This window comes from Anabaena sp. FACHB-83 (genome assembly GCF_014697485.1).
In the GTDB taxonomy this organism is placed as follows: Bacteria; Cyanobacteriota; Cyanobacteriia; order Cyanobacteriales; family Nostocaceae; genus Nostoc_B.
Genome location: NZ_JACJRY010000004.1, coordinates 340,465 through 360,886, shown reverse-complemented (window position 1 = coordinate 360,886; position 20,422 = coordinate 340,465). Strand labels below are relative to the sequence as shown.

Sequence of the window (20,422 nt, the reverse complement as noted above, 5' to 3'; positions counted from 1 at the left end):
TTATTGTTCACATATCAACTAGGACTGCTATATTATTTATGGATAGCCCAATTATCGGGAATCCTTTCTAAAAGTCCAGAACCAAAAACTTGATTCATGTTTAAGTAATCAAGATGGACATAACCAATGTGACAATGACAAGTTTGGTTGGTACAAGGTTGGTCAGATAAAGCTGTTTCCCAATCAGAATCATAAATATTACCAATTGGTGATTTAATAAAATGACAACGGCGTATTGTTCCATCGCCATCAACAGAAATTACTGATTTTCCAGCCCGACAAGAATGACCAAAGCTAGGATAATGTTTGGTATTTAATTCATATAATGGGTCGATAGATTGGAAAAACTCTCTGTCTGCTGGTGATAAATTGGGGATTTCAGCTTTGACAGCATTAATCCACAGATAAACTTGGTTTGGTAATTCTTGACGTAAAGCGGCTATTTCTGATTTAAACTTGGGGAAGCCCACAACTCCGACGCTAAATTTAACATTTTGGTGGTTTAATTGAAGACATTTGGATAAAAAGCGATCGCGTGATACCCATTCTGAGTGAAAAGTAGCCCAAAGTGCCAATTTATCTTTGTTACATTCCTCTACCCAATCTAGTTGACAAGAGAGATTAGTTTGAATTGCGGCTTTATTAACGTTGGGTAAATGGGTTAATTTTACCAAGGCTTGCTGATACCAAGAATGAATTAAGGCTTCTCCCCAAGGAGTGAACAGAATTGAAAATTGATGTTGGAGATGTTGGGAAATCCAATTGACAAACTTTTCTAAAGATTGTTGATCAATTGCTAATTCTGCGGCTGTTTGTTGGCGTTTCGCAAAGGGACAATATTCACAGCCATAGTTGCAACTGATTAAAGAGCCGCGATAAAGGATGGTGAGGTGCATATTAGTTTATCAATTTTTATTTAGTCACTCATAAAACTTAGGTCATTGAAAAACCTACTATTTCAACTCATAACCCTGCATTAATTCCTGAACTTTTTCAGAAAATAACCACGCGCCGATAGTATCAGAACGTTCAATACCAAATTCAGTTAAGTGTAAACTATCTTCATCTTTCATCGCCAAACTTAAAGTTAGCAATTCTGAAAGTTCGGGAAAATCAGCGTCTACTTCACTAGCAAATCGCAGGCGATAATTAACGAAATTTAATCCTTCATCGGAAAGTAAAGATAATAAAATATATCGCCGACGTTGTTCTTCTGCATCTAGTTGAAAGCCATAGTGCGCGTATTCAAATAACTCATCGGGTGTTTGAATATATGCTTGCAAAATCTCGCTGATTCCCTTTGCACCCACCGCATACTCATTAGAATAGTGCAGAGTATTGGTGTAGGAACGTGCGCCGCAACCTAAACCAATCATACCGTCGGCTTGACAGCAGTAGACGGGAGATGAGGGAGACAAGGGAGAGGGGGGAGACAGGGGAGAGGGGGTAGAAAAATTGCTACCTTGTCCCCCTTGTCTACCTTGTCCACCTTGGCTACCTTGTCTTCCTTGTCCACCTTGTCCACTTTGTCGAAACATCCGCATCGATACTTGAGTATACCCTTGAGATAACAGGAGCGATCGCCCTTCGCGGTAACAAGCTAAACGAATATCGTCCCATTCTTTATCTGTGCGTCCCAAACCTGTTAACGGCCGTACATATAATGGATACAGATAAATTTCCTCTGGTTGAAAGCGCAAGGCAGTATGTATTGATTGCAACCAAGTATTGACAGTTTGACCGGGTAAACCGTAAATCAGGTCAATATTCAAAGTGGGAAATCCGGCTTGTTTTATCCTTGTCAATGCGGCTTCTACTTGAGTATTAGATTGACGACGCTGGGTTGCTAAGACTTCCGACTCGATGAAACTTTGGACACCAATACTAACACGGTCAACGGAGTGCGATCGCAACAACTTTAACTTTTCTTCAGTTGCGGTTTCTGGTGAAACTTCCACAGAAATGGGAATTTCCTGTAACTTTGCACCCATTGTATTTTCAGCAATATCGAGAACAGTTGCGAGATGCTGAATGGGTAACTGAGTTGGAGTTCCCCCACCAATAGCGAACCTTGCAAATGAAGCATCACCCAACACCGCTTTTATCCGTTGCGCCTGTCGCTGTAATGTGCGGACATATTGACTGATAAAATCTTCATTGTGGCTGACTGTGGTAAACAAATTGCAGAAACCACAACGCATTTCACAAAACGGTATATGTATATAGAGAAATAACGCTTGTCTATCTTGCTGCGTCCAAAGTTCGGGGAGATATATCGGCGGAGTTAAAGGACGATAAGCTGTTTTGTGGGGATAAGAATAAACGTATGCTTGATAGGGTGATTGAGCGATTTTTGATTTGAGATTTTGGATTTTAGATTGAGGATTTTGGGTTTTAATCATAAAATTTCGAGGATTTTTATCACAACTTAGGAATTTGCTTTAAATCTCAGACAAAGAATAACTCTGCGCCTCTGCGTGAAATTTTCATAAAATAAACTCTGTATATGGAACAGTCCAAACAACGGGATGGCTGAGTCGATGTCCAGTGTAACCATCCTCACCATAAGTTGTCCCGTGGTCGGAACAGAGAATACAAAATGTAGAATGTCTTTGGCGTATAATATTCCAGAGTTTAGCTAATTGACTATCTACATATTGCAAAGCTGCGGCGTGAGATTCAATGGTGTCAATTTGATCCTTAGCATTGGGAAGATAAAAGTAATTTGGCTGATGCAAAGCCGAAATATTTATAAATAAAAATAGGCGTTGATGACTTGGCGTTTTTTCTAAAATCTCCCTCGCCAGATTCACCTGATTTTCTGTAGATTTGGGGTGAGTAACACCTAACTCTAGACTCCAGTAACTTTCAGCAAACATCGAAGGAATTACATTACCTAAAGGATTGCGTTTGTTAAAAAAACCTACACCACCAATGCAAACTGTATGATATCCCTTAGCAGCTAATCCGCTAACAATATTTGAGCCATCTAACACACAAGTTTTATCAGTTGTGGTGGTGCTTCCTTCAAATCCTAAAGCAAAAATTCGGGGGTGAATTCCTGGCGTTATCGGAGTAGGTAAAAAGCCAGCGAAAAAAGCATGATGCGCCGCGTAAGTGAAATTTCCTGGTGAATGACGTTCTTCCCAACCTGTGTTTATAACTTTTTCTAAATTAGGCGTGTGTCCTTGTGCGAGTAAATTTTGAGCTACATCGTAACGCAGTGTGTCTAGAGTAATAAATAAGATGTCGTGAGTTCCCACGATTTCATTCATATTGAACATAGTTAAACGAAGATATAAAGCTGCTTTTATTGCGAAACTTAGTGATTGTGAAGCGGAAGCGGCGGAAACTCAAGTATGGATTAAATTTGCTGTTAAATGTTCCTACATGGATATTCAGCAAGGTAGAGAATTATATAAAACCTACAATCAAGTCCTTAAAGGCTTAGTCAAAATGATCAACAATCCAAATCAATGGATTATCGGCGAATAATCCCCCTTGTCCACCTTGTCCACCTTGTCTACCTTGTCTACCTTGTCTACCTTGTCTACCTTGTCCCTTCCCAAAATCGCTTTAACTTCACTCGTATAAGTATCCATCCCATTCCACAAAATCCCCGGTAATAAGTCACCAAAAGCATTAATCTCTAAAATCGCGTGAGTTTTCCAATCTGGTAAAATTAGTAAATCAACTCCGCAATATAAACTATTAGGAAATAACGCTGCTGCTTGTTCGCAAGTTCGCTTCATCATCTCCCAGTTTTCCGCATCAATTTTTGCTAAAAATTCCTCTGTATCTCCCCGTTCATTTCCTAAATGTAAATTTGTCATGGGACTTTTACCCAGGCGAACAACTATATGTTGTGCTTCACCATTAATCACCACCACGCGCACATCAAAACCGCATCCTTGTAAATGTGCTTTGGGTAGCCATTCTTCAACTTGTACGCCTTCTGCTGTTAAGATATTGATGATATCGGCGATTTCTTCATGGTGGGTATAGTGACTAATTTTCCGGGAGTTATAAAGTAGAGTTTCCCCATTTTCTCGCACTCTTTCGACAGTGGTAATAGCTGATTCCAAACGGGAATTTACACGATAAGCAACGACTCCAGAAGCGGCGGAACCGTGGGAAAGTTTGACGAATACTCGTTCTATTCCTTGGGTTTGCATTTGTTCGCGCAAGTGTTCGTAATTGTGAATTTTTCCAAGAGAATGAGGAACGGGGATATTGTGACGACTGAATCTTTCGTGACAGGCTGGTTTATCAAACATGACTGCGATGTCTTGGGGATGGTTCATAAAGTCACCCTGGAGGGGAGTAAGTTGAGATTCCCATTTTTGCAGGAGATATCGCCAGCCTAAATACCACTGTCGCGGATAGAGGATGCGTCCTTTGTCGAATTCTAATTCCATAGCTTCGCCAGGACTGATGCGTTGATGTTCTCCGTTATCTGATACATTGAAACCTGCGGCGATGATGGCTTTATCAATATCAAAGTTTTTTTCTGGAGAATCGAAGCGGATAATCGTGTTGGGTGTGTTGAATTGTGCGAGGTTTTGTTTACCGGAAATTAAGTCTGCGTAATCTACTACCGTGGCTGGTGGTAAGTTGAAATGAGTTAGTGCTTGTTGGAGGAAATCGACACGGCGATTTTCAGGGTTAGCGATTAGGACAAAGTTAAGCATTTTCTGATATATTTTTTATTCGTGAATGGCTGAGTAGCGATGCCCATATTCACCATCTTGAGGTTGTGCAATTACCTGGCATAAAAGTTGGTCTAAGACTTGGGTATTTGAAATGTAGTTCATAGAAAGATTAAGAGTGTGTAGTTGGTTGACTGCGGGACAATTTAAAAAATATTCCACTCCTTGATTTGTCATCTCTCCCATAGAAAGGTCGAGAATTATCAGACGTTCTATTAAAGGAGAACTCACTAATGCTTTGGCTACTTCATCAGCATCTTCACAACTGCGTATACCTAAATATTTAAGTTTCGGAAACTTTTCAGAAATTTTTGGGATTAAGTTAACTGCATCAAATCCCGCCCTTCCTATCCACAGTTCTAGATATTCCAGATTTGGTAACCTAAGATTAACAATCTCATTAAGTGTTGATTCTGGTAAAACCTTAGTTTCAATAATCAGCGTTTTAAGATGAAGATGTTCCGTTGGAGTAAATGACAAGCACGAACCTAAAAAAGGATCGTAGCTATCTCCGTTAGCTCTACCACGTATTTGAAGAACCTCCAAGTTGGGATAAGCTTCTAGAATAAGGCTCATATTCCTAGTTAATTTATGCTTGGAGATATCTTTATAAGAGTCATCTCTAGGGTCTCCCCAAAATAATGCTTTAAGGTTGCTAAGTTGGCTCTTGGCTTCAACAAAAACATCTAGAAAACAGTGACTAGGATAGTAACAGTGTAAAGCTTGAATTTGATGACTCTGGGGAGTATTTAGAAATATTTGAAGTTTTTTGATTGTGTCTTCTCTGTCAAGACGATGTGTTTCTGTCCTGAAACGCAATTGTTCTTCATAAAAAGACAATCCAGATGCGGATTTTACTATTGCTCTAACCTTCGCATACAACGCCTGCCAATCTAACTGTAAATTTAAAGAATAAGCTGTAATTTCAGTATTTAAAATACCTACATCTGAATTAAAATCTTGAACTAACCAGTTGGTCATAGTGGTAAAAGCAAGGTAAGGATCATAATGTAACAAAGCCTGTTTCCCTTTCTCCCCTCCCTTTTGTTTCAATAACCGTGCTGCAAAATGCTTTGCCTCATTTACAGAGTTTTGTAACGCTTCAATTACTAAATCTAAACCCTCATCCCCATAATTCAAAGCTTCAGAAAGTGCTGCAACTTGCACCTCCACAACGGAACTTCCTAACCGATTTTTAACTCCTTCAATTCCTCCTAAAACCACACCACTAACAGGAGGTGGTGCTTCTCTACCAAGCACTGCGTCATACTCTCTGGGTTGATTTGGATTATTGTTCATTAGTTTTATATCTTGACAAATGGTAATTTTGAATTTGATTATTCCCAGACTGAGTAATAGCGATCGCTAAACTTATAAAGAGAACTTTACCTATAAGCTACTCAGCAACAGAACAATAGCGGCTGTGAATATAGCTATCATCCTCTTCTTCTTTCTGATCATTTGCTATGACACGCACATCCAAACTTGATAATTTCTCAATCATTTTCTCAGATAAAAAGTTTTCTGACACATTGAGAATATCTAGATAATTAATCGCCTCACAATTCAGTAACTCTTCCGCACCTGCATCACTCAAAGTTCCTAGTGAAAGGTCAAGGACGCTGATAGAGTTAAGAATTGGGGAAGTTACAATCGCACTGGCTATTTCATCGCTAAATTGACTATTACATAATCCTAAATAAGTTAATTTAGGAAACTTATCTGCAAAAATAATTGGGTGTACATCTTCAACCCAACAGTTTCCGCCATAATCTTCACAGCCAAACCATAATTCTAGATGTTCTAATGCTGGCAGATTTAAATTACAAATCTGTGCGACGGTATCCCGACTTAATCCCCCAGTTTCAACAATTAATGCTTTGAGGTGATTATGTTTTATTGGTGGGCTAAATTGTAAACCGTCACCGCCACGAACTTGTAAAACTTCGAGTTGAGGATATGCTTGCAAAACAGGGCTAATATCACTTTGTCTAATCCAAGAAATCTCGAATTCATCAGAAACAATATCACCAATAAAAACAGCTTTGAGATTTTTTAAATATTCTCTTGCATTAACTAAAGCTGCTATAACGTTACTTGAATCTACATTTTCAGATGCTTCTGCCCATAAACCTAAAACTAAAGCTTCTAATTGGTGGACGTTATGTTGTTGCTGAAGTTTACTTATTTTACTAGGTAAATTATTATCATATTCATAATGCTCGCATCTCAGGGCATAGGCTTTTTTTGTAGGTTCAGAAATACTTACATTTGCATCAAGTTCTACAACTTGCCGATTAGCAAATTGAGTAGCGTTATTTCCTTTATACCCTTGATACCCATCAAATCTTTCTTCTAATTTCCAAGGTTTATATGTTTGCAAAGCTTGTTTAACTTGTGATTCTGTTCTTGGCTTTAATAGTCGATAAGCAAAACGTTCTACTAATCTTGATTCATCTTGCAAACCTTGAATTAAAACATCTAAACCAGCGTCACCATATTTCAAGGCTTCGCTAAGTGCTGCTATTCGCACATTAACCACAGGATTTGATAAACAACGCTTAATTCCCTCAATTCCTCCCAGCACAACCCCATCTATAGGCGGTGGTGATTGTCCTCCTAATACAGCATCATAATCCTGGGGTTGATTTTGATTGTTAGTCATCTTGCTTCACCTGTTGAGTTTTATTAGGTTTGTATACAATGTCTATTGGAACTGGGTGTAAGGGGTTAATTTGAAAAGTTTTTAGCTGTGATTTTCAGCAGTTATCCTTTTCAAATTAGACAGAGTAAACGCATATTTTGTTTTCTCTACCAACTCAATCCCTTTATATGACTTTTTCTCTTCTATCTCTAATTTTTGGTATTCTCTTTGGTTCTTATCAAAGTAGTCTGGTTCTCTAGTCCATCATTTTACTGTACTTATTCCTAAATGTAATCCACTTTTTGCGTCTATTGTTAATGTGGGGTGAAGATAAAATCCCGCGTTTTGATTATTTCTGACTACTCCTATTCTCTCTTTTTTCAATCTTCCTGAATGCGACTGTATTTTCACAGAATATCTTTAGGATTTTTTAGGATATAAGCTCTCTATTCCTCGATTGTAGACTGTTAAAATATTCAGTTAAATTGCGTAGAGTTTTTGGCAAACTTATGGAGACTGCATCACACCCCTACACCCTTAAACCCTTGATATTTCGTCTTACTGCGTAAGTCCTATAAAAATTGGAGTTAAACCCCGTGAGTGACCAAAATTCTTTGAGTGTAGGAGTGTGGGGACGCTGGATGCTGTTAACAGTAATCGGCTTTACTCTTGGTGGATTTTTTGGCACTGGCGTAGGATTGTTAGCTATTAGTATAGTGAGTGTGTTGTTACCTTCCTCAGCTTTACCGTATGTAGCGTATGGTGGTATGGTTGCGGCGGCGGTGGTGGCTGGTGTAGTGATTGGGATATTTCAATGGTTGGTTTTGCAGAGATGGTTTACCAATTGTCTTTGGTGGATACTTGCCAGTGCTGTTAGCTGGCTGGGAATTGCCTTCACTATTGCTTTTGTGATGTCTACTACCTGGGGAGTTCCTCAAACTCTTTCTCTTTGGGATAATAGAGGAGCGATCGCTAGTTCTGTTACTGGCTTAATGATAGCGGCGTTGGTAATGGGAATTCTCCAATCTTTAGCACTCAGATTTACACCTCCACAAGCAGCATTGTGGATAGTTATGAATATTGTGGTGTTTTTAATCGCTGCGATAATTATAATTTTTGCGGTACGGAATTTAGCTGGCATTTATAGTCTTCCAGTTTTTCTTGTAGCTTATTCACCCATTTATGCAGCCGTTAGTGGTGTGACACTTATTCGAGTTCAGAATTCAATCACAGTAAAATAATCACTATGACTATCGCTGTCTGAAATTGAGACTCATACCAGCAGATATCAGAAAACACTTGCTTTAGCTCAAATCTCGCTTATCATGGGTCAGTTTTTATAGTAATTGGCAATGGCTTGTAATTAAAAACTGGAGTTAAACCATGAGTGACCAAAATTCTTTTAGTGTAGGAGTCTGGGGACGCTGGATGCTGTTAACAGTAATCGGCTTTATTGTTGGTGGAGTTGTTGGCACTGGCGTAGGATTTATAGCTATTCCTGTAGTGGGTATATTGTTAGCTTTCTTGCCTTTACCAGGAGCGCAAGGTCAAGGAGCTATTGGTTATCTACTATATGGTAGTGCGATCGCGGCGGCAGTGGTGGCTGGTGTAATAATTGGTATATCTCAATGGTTTGTTTTGCAGAGATGGTTTACCCAGAGGCTGTGGTGGATATTTGCCAGTGCTTTTGGCTGGGCTGGAATTGCCTTCACTATGTCTATTTTGACGTATACTCATGTTGCCGGGCCAGTTGGTCAACCTGATGGGACATTTTTAGAAACAACTCTTTGGGATAATAGAGGAGCGATCGCTAGTTCTGTTACTGGCGTACTCATAGCGGCTTTGGTAATAGGAATCCTCCAAGCTTTAGCACTCAGATTTAAACCTCCACAAGCAGTATTGTGGATAGTTATGAATATTTTGGTATTTTTTATCGCTGCGGTAATTATCATTTTGTGGGTAAGAGGTGCAGGTGGAATTTTTGGTGTTCCAGTTTTTTTTGCAGCCTATTCACCAGTATATGCAGCCATTAGTGGTGTGACACTTATTCGAGTCCAGAATTGAAACATTCAGTTATTTAAGGCTGAATTTTGAGATTGTCGAATCGGAATTTGAATAATAAATTTTGCTCCTGTTCCCGGTGTTGAATGACATTCCAATTGACCTCGATGCAATTCCACAATAATTTTATAGCTAATAGATAAACCCAAGCCTGTACCTTTACCAATATCTTTAGTGGTAAAAAAGGGATCGAATAATTTTGTTTGCACCGTCTCGGCAATTCCTAACCCATTATCAGCAATACTAATTTCTACCCAATCATGATTGATAACTTTAGTTTCAATCTCAATTGTGGGATGGAAATTCTCTTGAGTGCATCTTTTTTTTATGACTGCTTCTTCTAAAGCATCGGTCGCATTAGCTAAGATATTCATGAATACTTGATTAAGTTGCCCTGCATAACATTCAACTAATGGTAACTTTTCATAATTACGGATAATTTGAATGTCGCTTAACTTATTAGATGATGCCTTAAACCGATTATTTAAAATTACTAAAGTACTATCAATCCCATCATGAATATTAACAGTTTTAAACTCGGCTTCATCCAGGCGAGAAAATGTCCGTAGTGATTTGACGATTTCGCAAATACGCTCTGCACCACACATCATTGATTGAAATAGCTTGTGTGCATCTTCTTGGATAAACTCAAGTTCAATGGCTTTGATTTTTTGCTGGATATCAATTGCGGGGTTGGGATAATGTTTTTGGTAAATTTCCAATAAATCTAGGACATCTTGAAAGTATTTATGAGCATAATTTAAGTTGCCGTAAATAAAACTCACGGGATTATTAATTTCGTGGGCAATTCCCGCTACCAAAACTCCTATAGCCGACATTTTTTCAGATTCTACTAGTTTGATTTGTAAAGCTTTGAGATTCCCCAAAATGGTTTCTAATTCTTGACCGCGATTTTCTAAGGCAATTTGTGATGCTTCCAATTCTCGAATCACATTTTTGAGAACAGCTTCTCTAACTTCACTAGCATTTTCTAATTGTTGGCGGTCTGCTTCAGAACGATCTAATTTTCTTTGCAAAACACGCACAGTTTTTTCTAATTCTTTGAGTCTGCCATCGTAATCTATATCTTGCATAACCCTTTATTTTGTGCCTAATAGCAAAGTCACAAATGTCTCTTGATGATAATATGTAGAACCTTGTGGTTGTATGGGAGCAAATTCACCATAAGTATAGAACCCACAAATCGGAATTTCTTTACCAAGTTCTGTTTTGATAATTTGATACTCTTCTTTGGCTCTTGTGCCTAATAACCAACGCCGACAGCAACAAGAAAATAGTAATATAGCATCTGGTTCTGTACCAGGATAATTTTCTAAGGCTGTTTGCAGTGATGTTTTGACAGCGTGAAGAACATCATCGCGGTTAAAGTCGGTCATCTGAACTGTGGCTTTTTCTGGTACACTGCCTAAAAAATTAATGCTACTAGTTGATGTGCAAGTATTGGGAACTCGCATATAGTAGCGATCGCTATTTCCTTCGTATACTGCTAAAGGATTTTCTGCTGTTGGTTGGCGATCGCCCAAATATCGCTGATAAAATGTCAGTGCTGAGACTCCATCAATTTCCTCAACCACCGTTCCGTGAGATTTTGTCACAAGACTCTTGCGTCCAATGGGTGTCCAACCGCAGCCAGTCCCATAAGAAAACAAGATATCTCCAGAAAAAATCAGAATTGGCAGTGCATCGGTAAAAACTTCATTCCCAAAAAATTGATAAGCGGTTTTAAACCTAAATTGATCTCCTGCTGCACCGCCTAAAATTGGTACTTCAGAACCTAAAGCTGATTTCAACCCTGCCAAAATTAACTCGCCATTGGTAGTGGAACCATCTGCTAAATAACTCGCAGGTAAGGTGACACATAATTTTGCTGGGGTTCCACATTTCTGCGTAGCCTGTTGTACAGCTTGCTGCGCCGCCGCCAAGGGATTTTCTTTGGCTTTGTACCCTACCCCTGCATGAATATCTACAGTGTCAGAACAGAACAACATCAGCGTCAAAGAATCTTGCTGAAACCCTAATATTGAAGATATTTCACCATCTGTAGTACAACCAATCAAGTCAATATCTGGAAATACTTGCCGAATTTCTTTGAGAATCAGTGCATGGTCAAAGTCTATCGCTGCAAATATAATACCAGCCTTAATTGGCAGTTCCGGTAAATTACGTAATTGACTCACACATCTATCTATTACCTCTTGCGTCGCCTCTTGAGTATCGGGGTCATCACTATGACCAAGAATCACCTTTAACATTTCATCCTCCCAATTAATTAAAAATGTATTTACTTCATTCGTAAAGTAAAGGCAGAAAAAACTTAAATCAAAATATTATTGCCTCGATAACAGTTGGATAAATCAATGCACATTTAAGTCTGTGCAAACCGTAAAATTCAGCTATTTCCAGAGTTCCCACAAATAAGTAGAGAATAACGCTACTTATATAAATTTTTCAGTAAACTATTATTTAAGAACTCATATCCAGTTCAAATTAACTGGGAAATTGTCATAAAAAAATAGGTAATATATCGTAATTATTCGCAGTATGTCAGCCGCAAATTGACGAGGAATATCATGTTTTTTAAAATCTGATTAAAAATACCAATTTGTACTTAAATTATGAATATGAATGAGCGATCGCCATAAAAGTTTTTGTTATAAATAATACTTAAATTACTTAAAAATCAAGCAAATGACATATTAGCTCACTTTGATCACTTTCGGTCGATAAAAATCTAAAACCCTTACACCCCTAATTCTTAAATTCCGTGGCTTTTCCCAATTACCCAATGTCTGCGGAAAAATCGGGCTAAGGCTGATTCTTCTAGGGATAAATAGATAGGTCTACCGTGGGGACAGGTGCGGGGGTTACGGGTGCGTTGCCATTGGTCTAACAATGTTTGCATTTCTGGTAGACTCAGTGGTGTACCGTTACGAATAGCGGTACGACAAGCAACTGCAACTTGAGCCGCTTGTAAGTCTCCGCCCCAACTAAGTTCTAAAATGGCTGCTGCACAGTCTTCTCGTTGTTGCAAAAGGGCGGGTATATTCCGAACTGCCCAAAGTTGTTCGCCAAAGGTTTCTATATCTAAACCAATGCGTTGCAGTTGTGAAACTTGCGCGGGTGACAATTGATAAAGAATAATTGGGGGTTCCACAGGAACAAGTTGCCAATTATCACAAATTTGTTCATACAAAACTCGCTCGTGGGCAATATGTTGTTCTACTAGCCACATACCACCAGGATGTTCAGCCACAATGTAAGTGTTGCTTACCTGGGCTACTGCTTTTAAGTGCTGAGTGCCGAGGGCTGTACACTGAGCGGAGTCGAAGCGTGAGTGCTGAGTGTTTTCGGTTTTGCTGGGATTAAATTGATAACCGCCTTTTTCTTCTGCGGCTTTAATTAATTTGCTGACTCTAGTTGTTTGGACAGCTTCTTTAAAGTTCGCATCATCAATGCGGAGTGCTTGGTCAATTGCTTGGGTGATTTGCTCTTGCCAATAGTTTAATTCATTCAAATAGATTTCTGTTTTGGCTGGGTTGCGATTCCAGTTAATTTGGTCGGGAGAAATTTCTAGATGTAATAAACAAATAGGATAGCGATCGCGTGGTAAAGTACGATGAAACGCTGATAAAATTGTCTGCTCAAGTTCTGGCGATTTTACCATTCTGCCATTAACAGCGATTCTTACCCAGTCTGGGCGATGGCGATGACACCTGTCTGGTAGTCCGACTACTAGGGAGAGTTGGGAGTGGGGAGTGGGGAGTGAGGAGTTGGGAGGAATTTCGAGTTTTAGTTCTTGTAAATCACCTTGGCGGACTTGGGGTAGAATTTGCGGCAGTAGTTGTCCGGTGGTAGTGGCGGGAGAAATGGTGAACCAGATGCGGTCATTGTGCCACAGTTGCCATGTTACTTGCGGATGACACAAAGCGATTTGATGAATTGTGGCTTGCACAGCTTTGATTTGCTGTGCTGCACTGGGTAAACCTTGGCGGCGAGATGGGCAATTACCAAAAAGATGAGAGACTGTAACTACTGTACCAGGTGCGATCGCTGTTGCTTCTACTGTTTGTGCTTTGCCATCATCACCATAAACAACTCGCCACCCCAAATTACCATCAGCAGGACGACTCAAAATTTCTAACTCTGCCAAAGTCGTCAAGCTGTGCAACGCTTCACCCCGAAATCCCAAGCTGTGAATTTTCCATAAATCATCGCTAGAGCGAATTTTACTCGTACTATGGGCTGTGGCAGCTTGTTGCAAATCTTCCAGGTTCATCCCACAGCCATTGTCAGCCACACGGATGCGCCATTGTTGCGGCCATAAATAAACCACAATCCTCGTTGCACCTGCATCTAGAGAATTTTCCACCAATTCCCTCACAGCAGATGCCAAGGAGTCTATCACCTCACCAGCTGTAATGAGATATACGACTTCGGTTGGTAAAGCTTGAATAGTAGATGCCATAAATTACAGTTTAGGCTAGTGGGCAACTCTTGTGCAGGAAAAATTACAACCTGTATAAGTCTGCTAGAACTTATACCATTTTGGATTTTAGATTTTAGATTTTGGATTGGGTAAGGGTTGATTGGTAAGCTTTTGAGCCATCCATTTGTCGCAATCATTTTTTAATTTGGTATTACGCAAAAAAACGAAAAACTCAGGTTTTAGAGTAGGGTGTAAGGATGTATCCCGGATTTCTTACGCATGGGTGGGGAGTGTGGGAAGTGTGGGAAGTGTGGGGAGAGAGGAGGGAAAGATTTCTTCACCATCCTCCCACTCCTTCCACACCTCCCACACCTCATCTCCACAATTCTGGTACGTAAGTCCTCACCATGAACACCTAATGCTGAACCCCTAAACTAAAAGAAGGAATTTTAAAATCTGAGGAAGGTGGCTAAAGTGAATTTTTTGGTAGACAAAGGCGGACTCATGTTTCTAGATATTATTGCCCAGACTGCTTATTCTGAAACTTTTCCCTATCTCGCTACAGCACTGGGTTTTACTAGTGTGTTGGGAACAATGGGGTGGCGCAGATGGAAACAAAAAAACACATATAAACCGCTAGAATCACTTCCTTCACCGCCTAAACATTGGTTGTTAGCAAATATTCCCCAAGTGTTAGCAGCAGTCAAACAAAAGAAATTATTTTGGCAATTTTTTGTTTGGAGTCAACAGCTAGGCCCCATGTATGTGGTGTGGAATGGTAGTAACCCTGTTGTTATATTAAGTAAACCGAAAGTTATTGAAGATACCATTATCAATGGGATGAAAGATGGTAGCTTAATTAGGTCGACGCGATCGCGCCAAGCTTGGAATGATATTACAAGCCCCATTATGATTGGTGAAACTGGGGCTGAGTGGCAATGGCGACGCAAAGCTTGGAACCCAGAATTCAGTTCTAGTAATCTCTCGAAATATGTAGAAATTATCAGCCAAGCTTGTGAACAAGTAATTACAACAATTAAAGAAGCCGCACCACCAAAAGAAATCCAAGTAGATCCTTTATTTGTCGAACTCACAATGAGAGTGATTTCTTGTCTAGTACTGGGCATTCCTGTAGATAGAAACAGTACGAGTCAAGAAGGACTACCCCTCGACGTTGCCAAAGTATACGACGCGATGTCTGTGGTCGGCTATCGCTTCGTGAGACAAGCAACAGGCGAGAAAATCTGGATGAAATATTTGCCAACTCAAAATTCCCGTGATTATTGGAACGCAAGACGATATTTAGAGGAATTTCTCACTCCCCGTGTAGACTTAGCTTTGCAGATGCGAGAAGCAAACCAAACAGATTTACTAAATGTCAGTCCTTTGTTTCGGGAATCAATGTTAGTCAAAATCGCCGCCAAAGAACCGAAATATAATCGTGAAACATTAATAGCAGAATCGGTAGAATTTTTAATAGCTGGAACAGATACAACAGCCCATACTTTATCTTTTGCAGTCGCTGAGTTAAGTTTAAATCCCCAGGTGTTTCAGCAAGCACGAGACTTAGTTGATCAAGTTTGGCAAAAATTTGGTGGTGTTAATTTAGAAACCTTCAAAGAATTAACTTATATTCGCGCCATTCTCAAAGAAACTTTGCGTCTTTATACTATCGCCTCTGGCTCAACATCATTAGAAGCTCATCGGGATACCGTCATTGAAGGTCAAGTAATTCCGCGCGGTACTAGAATATCTTGGTCAATATTAGCTGCTGGCAGAGATCCAGAATTTTATCCTCATCCAGAAGAATTTCTGCCAGAACGTTGGTTAGACACCAGTAAAGAAACTAGTTCTCTACCTATGATAAATTTTGGTTCAGGGCTGCATCGTTGCTTGGGTGAGCATCTATCAATGCTGGAAGGAACGATGATGTTAGCATTGTTACTCCGCTACTTCGATTGGGAATTAGTCAACGGTCGTTCTTCTGTAGAAGAATTACAGCAAAATCTGTTAATTCATCCGGCTGATAAAATGCCAGTGCGCTTTTGGTTACGAAATTTGCCTAGTTAATTACCTCAAGTTATACCAATTCGCAATGACGCGACGCTCGTTCCTCGCTAACGCTTCGCTATCGCAGGCTCGCTAACGCTGCGCTAACGGAATTAAGAAATCTAGCTCCAGTAAGACTTTCCTAATTTCTATCTGTAGCATTTTTTTCTTAAATTGGTATAAATTGTAAAATAAGCATTTTTGATGCTAAGTATTAATTGCATCACTGAAAAGTGTAAAGTATTATTACAAAAACTTTGATCAGTGACTGCAAGCAAGTGACAACTCAAAAAGTATTTCTCTGGGGAAAACAAGTTAAAACTACACAATTTCAACTTCTAGTGGCGGATAGTCTGACAATTTTTTGGGGAGAGTGGTTAAAATTGCGAGCCAGAATCACTCAAGTTGCCGCAACTGGTTTAATCTCACCACTAATATATATTTTGGCTTTTGGTTTAGGATTGGGTAGCTCAATTAGGCCAGGCTCAAGTGTGACGGGGAATTATGATAATTATTTAGAATTTATTCTGCCGGGGATGGTAGCTTTATCATCAATGACGATTAGTTTTGGTGGTACGACATTTTCCATTTGCGGCGAAAGGCTATTTAGCAAAACCTTTGAAGAGATGTTACTGGTTCCCATAAATCCTTTAGCTCTGCATATTGGTAAAATGCTGGCGGGAATTTTGCGGGGTTTGATGACATCGGGTTCGGTAATTTTAGTAGCACTACTGTTTACCGGAAATTGGAATTTTCTAAATCCGTTATTTTTGTTGTTGCTAGTGTTGAATTGTGCTGTATTTGCAGGGTTGGGGGTAATTGTTGGGTTAAGTGTGCGATCGCTCGAATCTGTGGGACTATATAACAACTTCGTAATTGTACCAATGTCTTTCCTCGGTGCAACCTTTTTTGACCCCAGCACCTTACCAGTCGCATTGAAATGTGTAGTTTACCTATTACCTTTAACTTACGCCAGCACTGGTTTACGGGCAGTTGTTTACTCACCTTTATCCGAGTTTCCTTGGTACAGTATACCGATTTTATTAGTAGTGGCGATCGCTTTATCCTTGTGGGGTAGTTACAAATTTTCTCAGCAAAAAGATTAAAACATAAACATAAAAAAAGCGGGCTAACCGCTATATGGTTAACCCGTGCAGCTTTGGGAACGCGCAGAGAAATTACTATTGCAATACCAACTTAACGTTAGCGTTTTGCAAACCGCGCTGTTTTACTTCAGCCAAAGTTTTGTTGACTGCATATTTTTGATTAATAGAGTTGATTAACTCGGTTTGGTTGTGCTTTTTAGCAACGCCCCACAGGTCAGCGATGAGGTCGAAGGAACCATCGCTATTGCGAGACCAACCTAGATCATATTCGCCTTCCAAAACAGCAACGATGTCGGAACGTACACGCTGACCGTTATAACCGCGTACATCAGCTTCTGTCTTTACGGTAATACCCAAGTCGCGTAAAGAAGCTTTGAGGATTTCTGCATCGGTGATTTTGGTGCGAAGAGTGCTAAAGTGAGACATTTGGGTTTCCTCCAATGAGAAGATTGAGAAAAGAACAACGGTTTATCATCGGCAAGCCGCACTGAACAAGACGCGGCTTTTTCTCTCAACTGCTAGTTTATTCAACTAGCCTTTCCCCTGGGTTAGCAGGGAAAGCTTTTAGAACTCCATTCGCTGATATTCAGCAACGGAGGATGCGGCTGGTCTTGCTCGCTGTCTAGCCCAGTCTCTGAGGGCTGTTACCTGTTCTTGCATCGTGCGAGACAGTGGCAAGGTTGCTTTCAGTGCCGCAATAATATCTAGTTGGGTGAACTCACGGTCTTGGGCAAAGGCTTCATACATTGCCGCAATAATCGCTTGTTCAATTTCTGCCCCAGAAAAGCCATCCGACATCTTGGCTAGTTGCTCTAAATCAAAGCGGGAGATGTCTTCACGACGGCGCTTGCTTAGGTGAATATTGAAGATATCACGCCGTTCTTCTGGTGTAGGCAGATCCACAAAGAAAATCTCATCAAATCGACCTTTCCTCAAGAATTCTCCAGGTAAGCGTTCGACTCGGTTGGCGGTAGCCATGACAAACACTGGAGATTTTTTCTCTTGCATCCATGTGAGGAAAGACCCAAATATCCTGCTTGATGTGCCACCATCAGAGTCACCAGAACCAGCACTACCAGCAAAGGATTTGTCTAACTCGTCAATAAACAGAATCGCTGGAGAGATAGATTCTGCTGTTTTGAGGGCGTTACGCAGATTTGCCTCACTTCGTCCCACCATTGAGCCGTCATACACACGCCCCATATCCAAGCGTAACAACGGTAAACCCCAAAGCCGGGATGTTGTTTTGGCTATCAATGACTTACCGCAACCGGGTACACCTAAAATTAGCATTCCTTTGGGTTGGGGTAAACCATACTCTCTTGCTCTTTCGGTAAAAGCATTCGAGCGTTGCTTCAGCCATTTCTTTAATTCTTCTAAGCCACCTACACCATCAATGGTTTCATCTTCTTCGATATATTCTAAGATGCCATTGCGCCGGATTAGTTGCTTTTTCTCTGATAAAACTATATCAACTTCTTCTTCGGTTAGTCGTCCGGTGGTGACTTGGGCTTTGCGATATACTTTTTCAGATTCATCTTTGGTTAAACCTAAAGCGGCTCTGAGCAGTTTTTCGCGTGCTTCTGTTGTCAACCGTCGCCCACGATGGTGATCTAAATGGGAAGTTAAAACTTTATTCAACTCCGCCATATCTGGAAGCTGGAAGTCTAATACTACTACTTCCTTCTCCAATTCTATGGGGACTTGGTGCATCGGCGACATTAAAATAATATTTTTTTGTTGCCCTTTAAAACTAGCGATCGCATCTCGCAACGATCGTGTTGTTGCAGGTGCATCAATAAATGGGTGTAAATCTTTAAGAATAAATATACCAGGCTCTTTTTGCCGAATTATCCAATCAATTGCCGCCTCTGGGGAAACTGTGTTGTGTTGGCTTACATTCCGGGGTTGACCATATTCCACTATGCCATGAGTTACTGTCCATACATAAACTCGGCGTTGGGGCTTTAACACTTGAGCGATTGTGGAAATTGATTGCTCTGCTCGCTCTTCCTCGGAGGTCACAAGGTAGATTAGAGGGTATTGAGCTTGAATTAAGATGTTGAGCTCTTCTTTCATACAATCGACCTACTTGAGACCTAATACTGTAAAGAACAGAATTGTAACGATGACTGAATTATGAATCAATTACTCATAATTCTTATCTAGCAAGGGACTAACTCTTCTTCACTCTTGGGATGGGTTGGCACTTCTTCGATTTCATCAATGGATATAGGCTCTTGACCAATCAATCCAGGCTGATGACCTAAAGCAACTAATTCCCCATCACGTAACGCAAGTGAACTTTCGCAAGTCGGACAGGAATAAACTCTGTGAGTTCTCCCGTAAGCAGAAGCTTCTAATTCTTCTACTAATTCTGAATTCGCCAAGTAGAAGTAGAGGGCGCGTTCGGCAAGCTCCGACATTGGCTCAGAATCAATTGCTGAACGGATCTTCAACCTTTTGTGCAGTTCTGGCGATATATAAAAAGTAACCTTTTGCTTAGTTTGCGTTTGCATATAACTCTTTGGCGGTCTTACCCGGGTATGTATATCACGTTATCGGCTCCTTGATTGCTTGTCAAGCTGGTAAAACGTTTTGACGGCAATTTCGTTACATTTATTTACATTGTTTTATGCCTGTTAAGGTAAGCTAAGTTATATTTAGAACAAAGCTAAAATTAGCTTAAATAGCAGTCAAATATTAGATAAAAGCTGGAATAATCTCGATAAAACTAAATAATTGCAAGACTTGTATAAACTCAGTGATATGGAAGAAAATATATTATTATGTTTATTTTTTCAGTGAAAACTGGTAGTAAATATAAAAGTTTTTATACAAATTGGCAAGCTGTGGCGAATGCGATCGCTTTATCGTTGCTGTTATCAGGATGCAGCCAACCTTTTAGGGTTGCTGACACTCAATGGCAGACTTATAAAAATTCCCGTTATGACTTTGAATTTCCCTATCCCCGCAATTGGACTGTGTTAGCAACTCCCGACAACGATGATGGTGTTGTCTTAGTTTCACCACGCAGTCAAAATGTGGAAATTAGAGGCTGGGCAAGCAATCTCTCACCAGAACCCAAAAATGCCATCCCGCCTAACTTTCAGACTACACAAGGAGTATCTGGGGTTTTGTTAGTAGAAGTTGGTCAGCAAGAAGGTTCGATGAAATTGACCTTAACTCAAGGTAAAGTTACCTATTACTGGCAGGGAAAAAGCCCCAGCCAAGAGTTTTCCAACTATTACCCGTTGTTTTATTACATAGCCCAGCAATATCGCATTTATAGGGAGTCGGGAGTCGGGAGTCGGGAATAGGGGAAGAAGGATAAAAAGAGTGAAGTATGGAATTTAATGCTTTCAGCTTATGTCTTTTGACAGATGACCAATGACTAATGACTAAT

The 20,422-nt window shown here is 40.1% G+C and carries 17 protein-coding genes and 1 pseudogene; 6 read left to right on the top strand and 12 right to left on the bottom strand.

The features are described 5' to 3' along the window. Nucleotides 1–32: 32 nt before the first annotated feature. From H6G79_RS07625 to H6G79_RS07615, 3 genes are all read right to left on the bottom strand, one after another. Nucleotides 33–896, bottom strand: coding sequence for an STM4011 family radical SAM protein (locus H6G79_RS07625; protein ID WP_190588228.1), 864 nt, complete (start codon nucleotides 894–896; stop codon nucleotides 33–35). A gap of 57 nt (nucleotides 897–953) precedes the next feature. Then, complete coding sequence (locus H6G79_RS07620) at nucleotides 954–2,402, bottom strand: STM4012 family radical SAM protein (RefSeq protein WP_190588229.1); 1,449 nt, start codon at nucleotides 2,400–2,402, stop codon at nucleotides 954–956. Between the two features lie 84 nt (nucleotides 2,403–2,486). Then, nucleotides 2,487–3,275: an STM4013/SEN3800 family hydrolase gene (locus H6G79_RS07615; RefSeq protein ID WP_242048226.1), complete on the bottom strand. Its 789-nt coding sequence runs from the start codon at nucleotides 3,273–3,275 to the stop codon at nucleotides 2,487–2,489. A 13-nt stretch (nucleotides 3,276–3,288) separates the two neighbouring features. Here H6G79_RS07615 and H6G79_RS07610 point away from each other — a divergent pair. Continuing rightward, nucleotides 3,289–3,495: pseudogene (locus H6G79_RS07610) on the top strand (four helix bundle protein); the annotation flags it as partial. On the opposite strand, the gene H6G79_RS07605 reads toward H6G79_RS07610, so the two are convergent. From H6G79_RS07605 to H6G79_RS07595, 3 genes are all read right to left on the bottom strand, one after another. Next, a complete protein-coding gene (locus tag H6G79_RS07605; protein ID WP_190588231.1) occupies nucleotides 3,474–4,691 on the bottom strand; it encodes an STM4014 family protein in 1,218 nt (405 codons plus the stop codon). The pseudogene H6G79_RS07610 and the gene H6G79_RS07605 sit on opposite strands and share 22 nt — an antisense overlap. A gap of 15 nt (nucleotides 4,692–4,706) precedes the next feature. Continuing rightward, nucleotides 4,707–6,008: a hypothetical protein gene (locus tag H6G79_RS07600; protein ID WP_190588232.1), complete on the bottom strand. Its 1,302-nt coding sequence runs from the start codon at nucleotides 6,006–6,008 to the stop codon at nucleotides 4,707–4,709. Nucleotides 6,009–6,105: 97 nt separating this feature from the next. Next, nucleotides 6,106–7,374, bottom strand: a complete 1,269-nt coding sequence (locus H6G79_RS07595) for an STM4015 family protein (RefSeq protein WP_190588233.1) — start codon at nucleotides 7,372–7,374, stop codon at nucleotides 6,106–6,108. A 575-nt stretch (nucleotides 7,375–7,949) separates the two neighbouring features. On the opposite strand from H6G79_RS07595, the gene H6G79_RS07590 reads away from it, so the two are divergent. Together H6G79_RS07590 and H6G79_RS07585 are read left to right on the top strand one after the other, a co-directional pair. After that, complete coding sequence (locus H6G79_RS07590; protein WP_190588234.1) at nucleotides 7,950–8,594, top strand: hypothetical protein; 645 nt, start codon at nucleotides 7,950–7,952, stop codon at nucleotides 8,592–8,594. 142 nt (nucleotides 8,595–8,736) lie between these two features. Further along, the gene (locus tag H6G79_RS07585; RefSeq protein ID WP_190588235.1) at nucleotides 8,737–9,417 is read left to right on the top strand and encodes a hypothetical protein; all 681 of its coding nucleotides are present in this window, start codon (nucleotides 8,737–8,739) and stop codon (nucleotides 9,415–9,417) included. Between the two features lie 5 nt (nucleotides 9,418–9,422). On the opposite strand, the gene H6G79_RS07580 is transcribed toward H6G79_RS07585, so the two are convergent. From H6G79_RS07580 to mutL, 3 genes are all read right to left on the bottom strand, one after another. After that, the gene (locus H6G79_RS07580; protein ID WP_190588236.1) at nucleotides 9,423–10,508 is read right to left on the bottom strand and encodes a sensor histidine kinase; all 1,086 of its coding nucleotides are present in this window, start codon (nucleotides 10,506–10,508) and stop codon (nucleotides 9,423–9,425) included. Nucleotides 10,509–10,514: 6 nt separating this feature from the next. Further along, on the bottom strand, nucleotides 10,515–11,687 hold the full coding sequence (locus H6G79_RS07575; protein ID WP_190588237.1) for an FIST signal transduction protein: 1,173 nt from the start codon (nucleotides 11,685–11,687) through the stop codon (nucleotides 10,515–10,517). Nucleotides 11,688–12,190: 503 nt separating this feature from the next. Then, complete coding sequence (gene mutL / locus H6G79_RS07570) at nucleotides 12,191–13,900, bottom strand: DNA mismatch repair endonuclease MutL (protein ID WP_190588238.1); 1,710 nt, start codon at nucleotides 13,898–13,900, stop codon at nucleotides 12,191–12,193. Nucleotides 13,901–14,326: 426 nt separating this feature from the next. On the opposite strand from mutL, the gene H6G79_RS07565 reads away from it, so the two are divergent. Both H6G79_RS07565 and H6G79_RS07560 read left to right on the top strand, forming a co-directional pair. Beyond that, nucleotides 14,327–15,931 carry a cytochrome P450 gene (locus tag H6G79_RS07565; protein WP_313933890.1) on the top strand — a complete coding sequence of 535 codons (1,605 nt, stop codon included), beginning with the start codon at nucleotides 14,327–14,329 and terminating at the stop codon, nucleotides 15,929–15,931. A gap of 257 nt (nucleotides 15,932–16,188) precedes the next feature. Beyond that, complete coding sequence (locus H6G79_RS07560) at nucleotides 16,189–17,016, top strand: ABC transporter permease (RefSeq protein ID WP_190588239.1); 828 nt, start codon at nucleotides 16,189–16,191, stop codon at nucleotides 17,014–17,016. 75 nt (nucleotides 17,017–17,091) lie between these two features. On the opposite strand, the gene H6G79_RS07555 is transcribed toward H6G79_RS07560, so the two are convergent. The 3 genes from H6G79_RS07555 to H6G79_RS07545 all read right to left on the bottom strand — a co-directional run bounded on the left by H6G79_RS07555 (nucleotide 17,092) and on the right by H6G79_RS07545 (nucleotide 19,535). Beyond that, nucleotides 17,092–17,442, bottom strand: coding sequence for a DUF1257 domain-containing protein (locus H6G79_RS07555; RefSeq protein WP_015113818.1), 351 nt, complete (start codon nucleotides 17,440–17,442; stop codon nucleotides 17,092–17,094). A 138-nt stretch (nucleotides 17,443–17,580) separates the two neighbouring features. Further along, nucleotides 17,581–19,095, bottom strand: a complete 1,515-nt coding sequence (locus H6G79_RS07550) for an AAA family ATPase (RefSeq protein ID WP_190588240.1) — start codon at nucleotides 19,093–19,095, stop codon at nucleotides 17,581–17,583. 86 nt (nucleotides 19,096–19,181) lie between these two features. After that, on the bottom strand, nucleotides 19,182–19,535 hold the full coding sequence (locus H6G79_RS07545) for a hypothetical protein (RefSeq protein WP_190588241.1): 354 nt from the start codon (nucleotides 19,533–19,535) through the stop codon (nucleotides 19,182–19,184). A gap of 270 nt (nucleotides 19,536–19,805) precedes the next feature. On the opposite strand from H6G79_RS07545, the gene H6G79_RS07540 reads away from it, so the two are divergent. Continuing rightward, entirely contained in the window at nucleotides 19,806–20,336 is a 531-nt protein-coding gene (locus H6G79_RS07540; protein WP_190588242.1) for a hypothetical protein, read from the top strand. Nucleotides 20,337–20,422: the final 86 nt, after the last annotated feature.

What these genes read in the sequence shown, in the direction of transcription:
- H6G79_RS07595 (WP_190588233.1), bottom strand. Translation starts at nt 7,374, where the DNA reads ATGACTAACAATCAAAATCAACCCCAGGATTATGATGCTGTATTAGGA.
- H6G79_RS07545 (WP_190588241.1), bottom strand. Translation starts at nt 19,535, where the DNA reads ATGCAAACGCAAACTAAGCAAAAGGTTACTTTTTATATATCGCCAGAA.
- H6G79_RS07585 (WP_190588235.1), top strand. Translation starts at nt 8,737, where the DNA reads ATGAGTGACCAAAATTCTTTTAGTGTAGGAGTCTGGGGACGCTGGATG.
- H6G79_RS07575 (WP_190588237.1), bottom strand. Translation starts at nt 11,687, where the DNA reads ATGTTAAAGGTGATTCTTGGTCATAGTGATGACCCCGATACTCAAGAG.
- H6G79_RS07620 (WP_190588229.1), bottom strand. Translation starts at nt 2,402, where the DNA reads ATGATTAAAACCCAAAATCCTCAATCTAAAATCCAAAATCTCAAATCA.
- H6G79_RS07580 (WP_190588236.1), bottom strand. Translation starts at nt 10,508, where the DNA reads ATGCAAGATATAGATTACGATGGCAGACTCAAAGAATTAGAAAAAACT.
- mutL (WP_190588238.1), bottom strand. Translation starts at nt 13,900, where the DNA reads ATGGCATCTACTATTCAAGCTTTACCAACCGAAGTCGTATATCTCATT.
- H6G79_RS07555 (WP_015113818.1), bottom strand. Translation starts at nt 17,442, where the DNA reads ATGTCTCACTTTAGCACTCTTCGCACCAAAATCACCGATGCAGAAATC.
- H6G79_RS07605 (WP_190588231.1), bottom strand. Translation starts at nt 4,691, where the DNA reads ATGCTTAACTTTGTCCTAATCGCTAACCCTGAAAATCGCCGTGTCGAT.
- H6G79_RS07550 (WP_190588240.1), bottom strand. Translation starts at nt 19,095, where the DNA reads ATGAAAGAAGAGCTCAACATCTTAATTCAAGCTCAATACCCTCTAATC.
- H6G79_RS07625 (WP_190588228.1), bottom strand. Translation starts at nt 896, where the DNA reads ATGCACCTCACCATCCTTTATCGCGGCTCTTTAATCAGTTGCAACTAT.
- H6G79_RS07540 (WP_190588242.1), top strand. Translation starts at nt 19,806, where the DNA reads ATGTTTATTTTTTCAGTGAAAACTGGTAGTAAATATAAAAGTTTTTAT.
- H6G79_RS07600 (WP_190588232.1), bottom strand. Translation starts at nt 6,008, where the DNA reads ATGAACAATAATCCAAATCAACCCAGAGAGTATGACGCAGTGCTTGGT.
- H6G79_RS07615 (WP_242048226.1), bottom strand. Translation starts at nt 3,275, where the DNA reads ATGAATGAAATCGTGGGAACTCACGACATCTTATTTATTACTCTAGAC.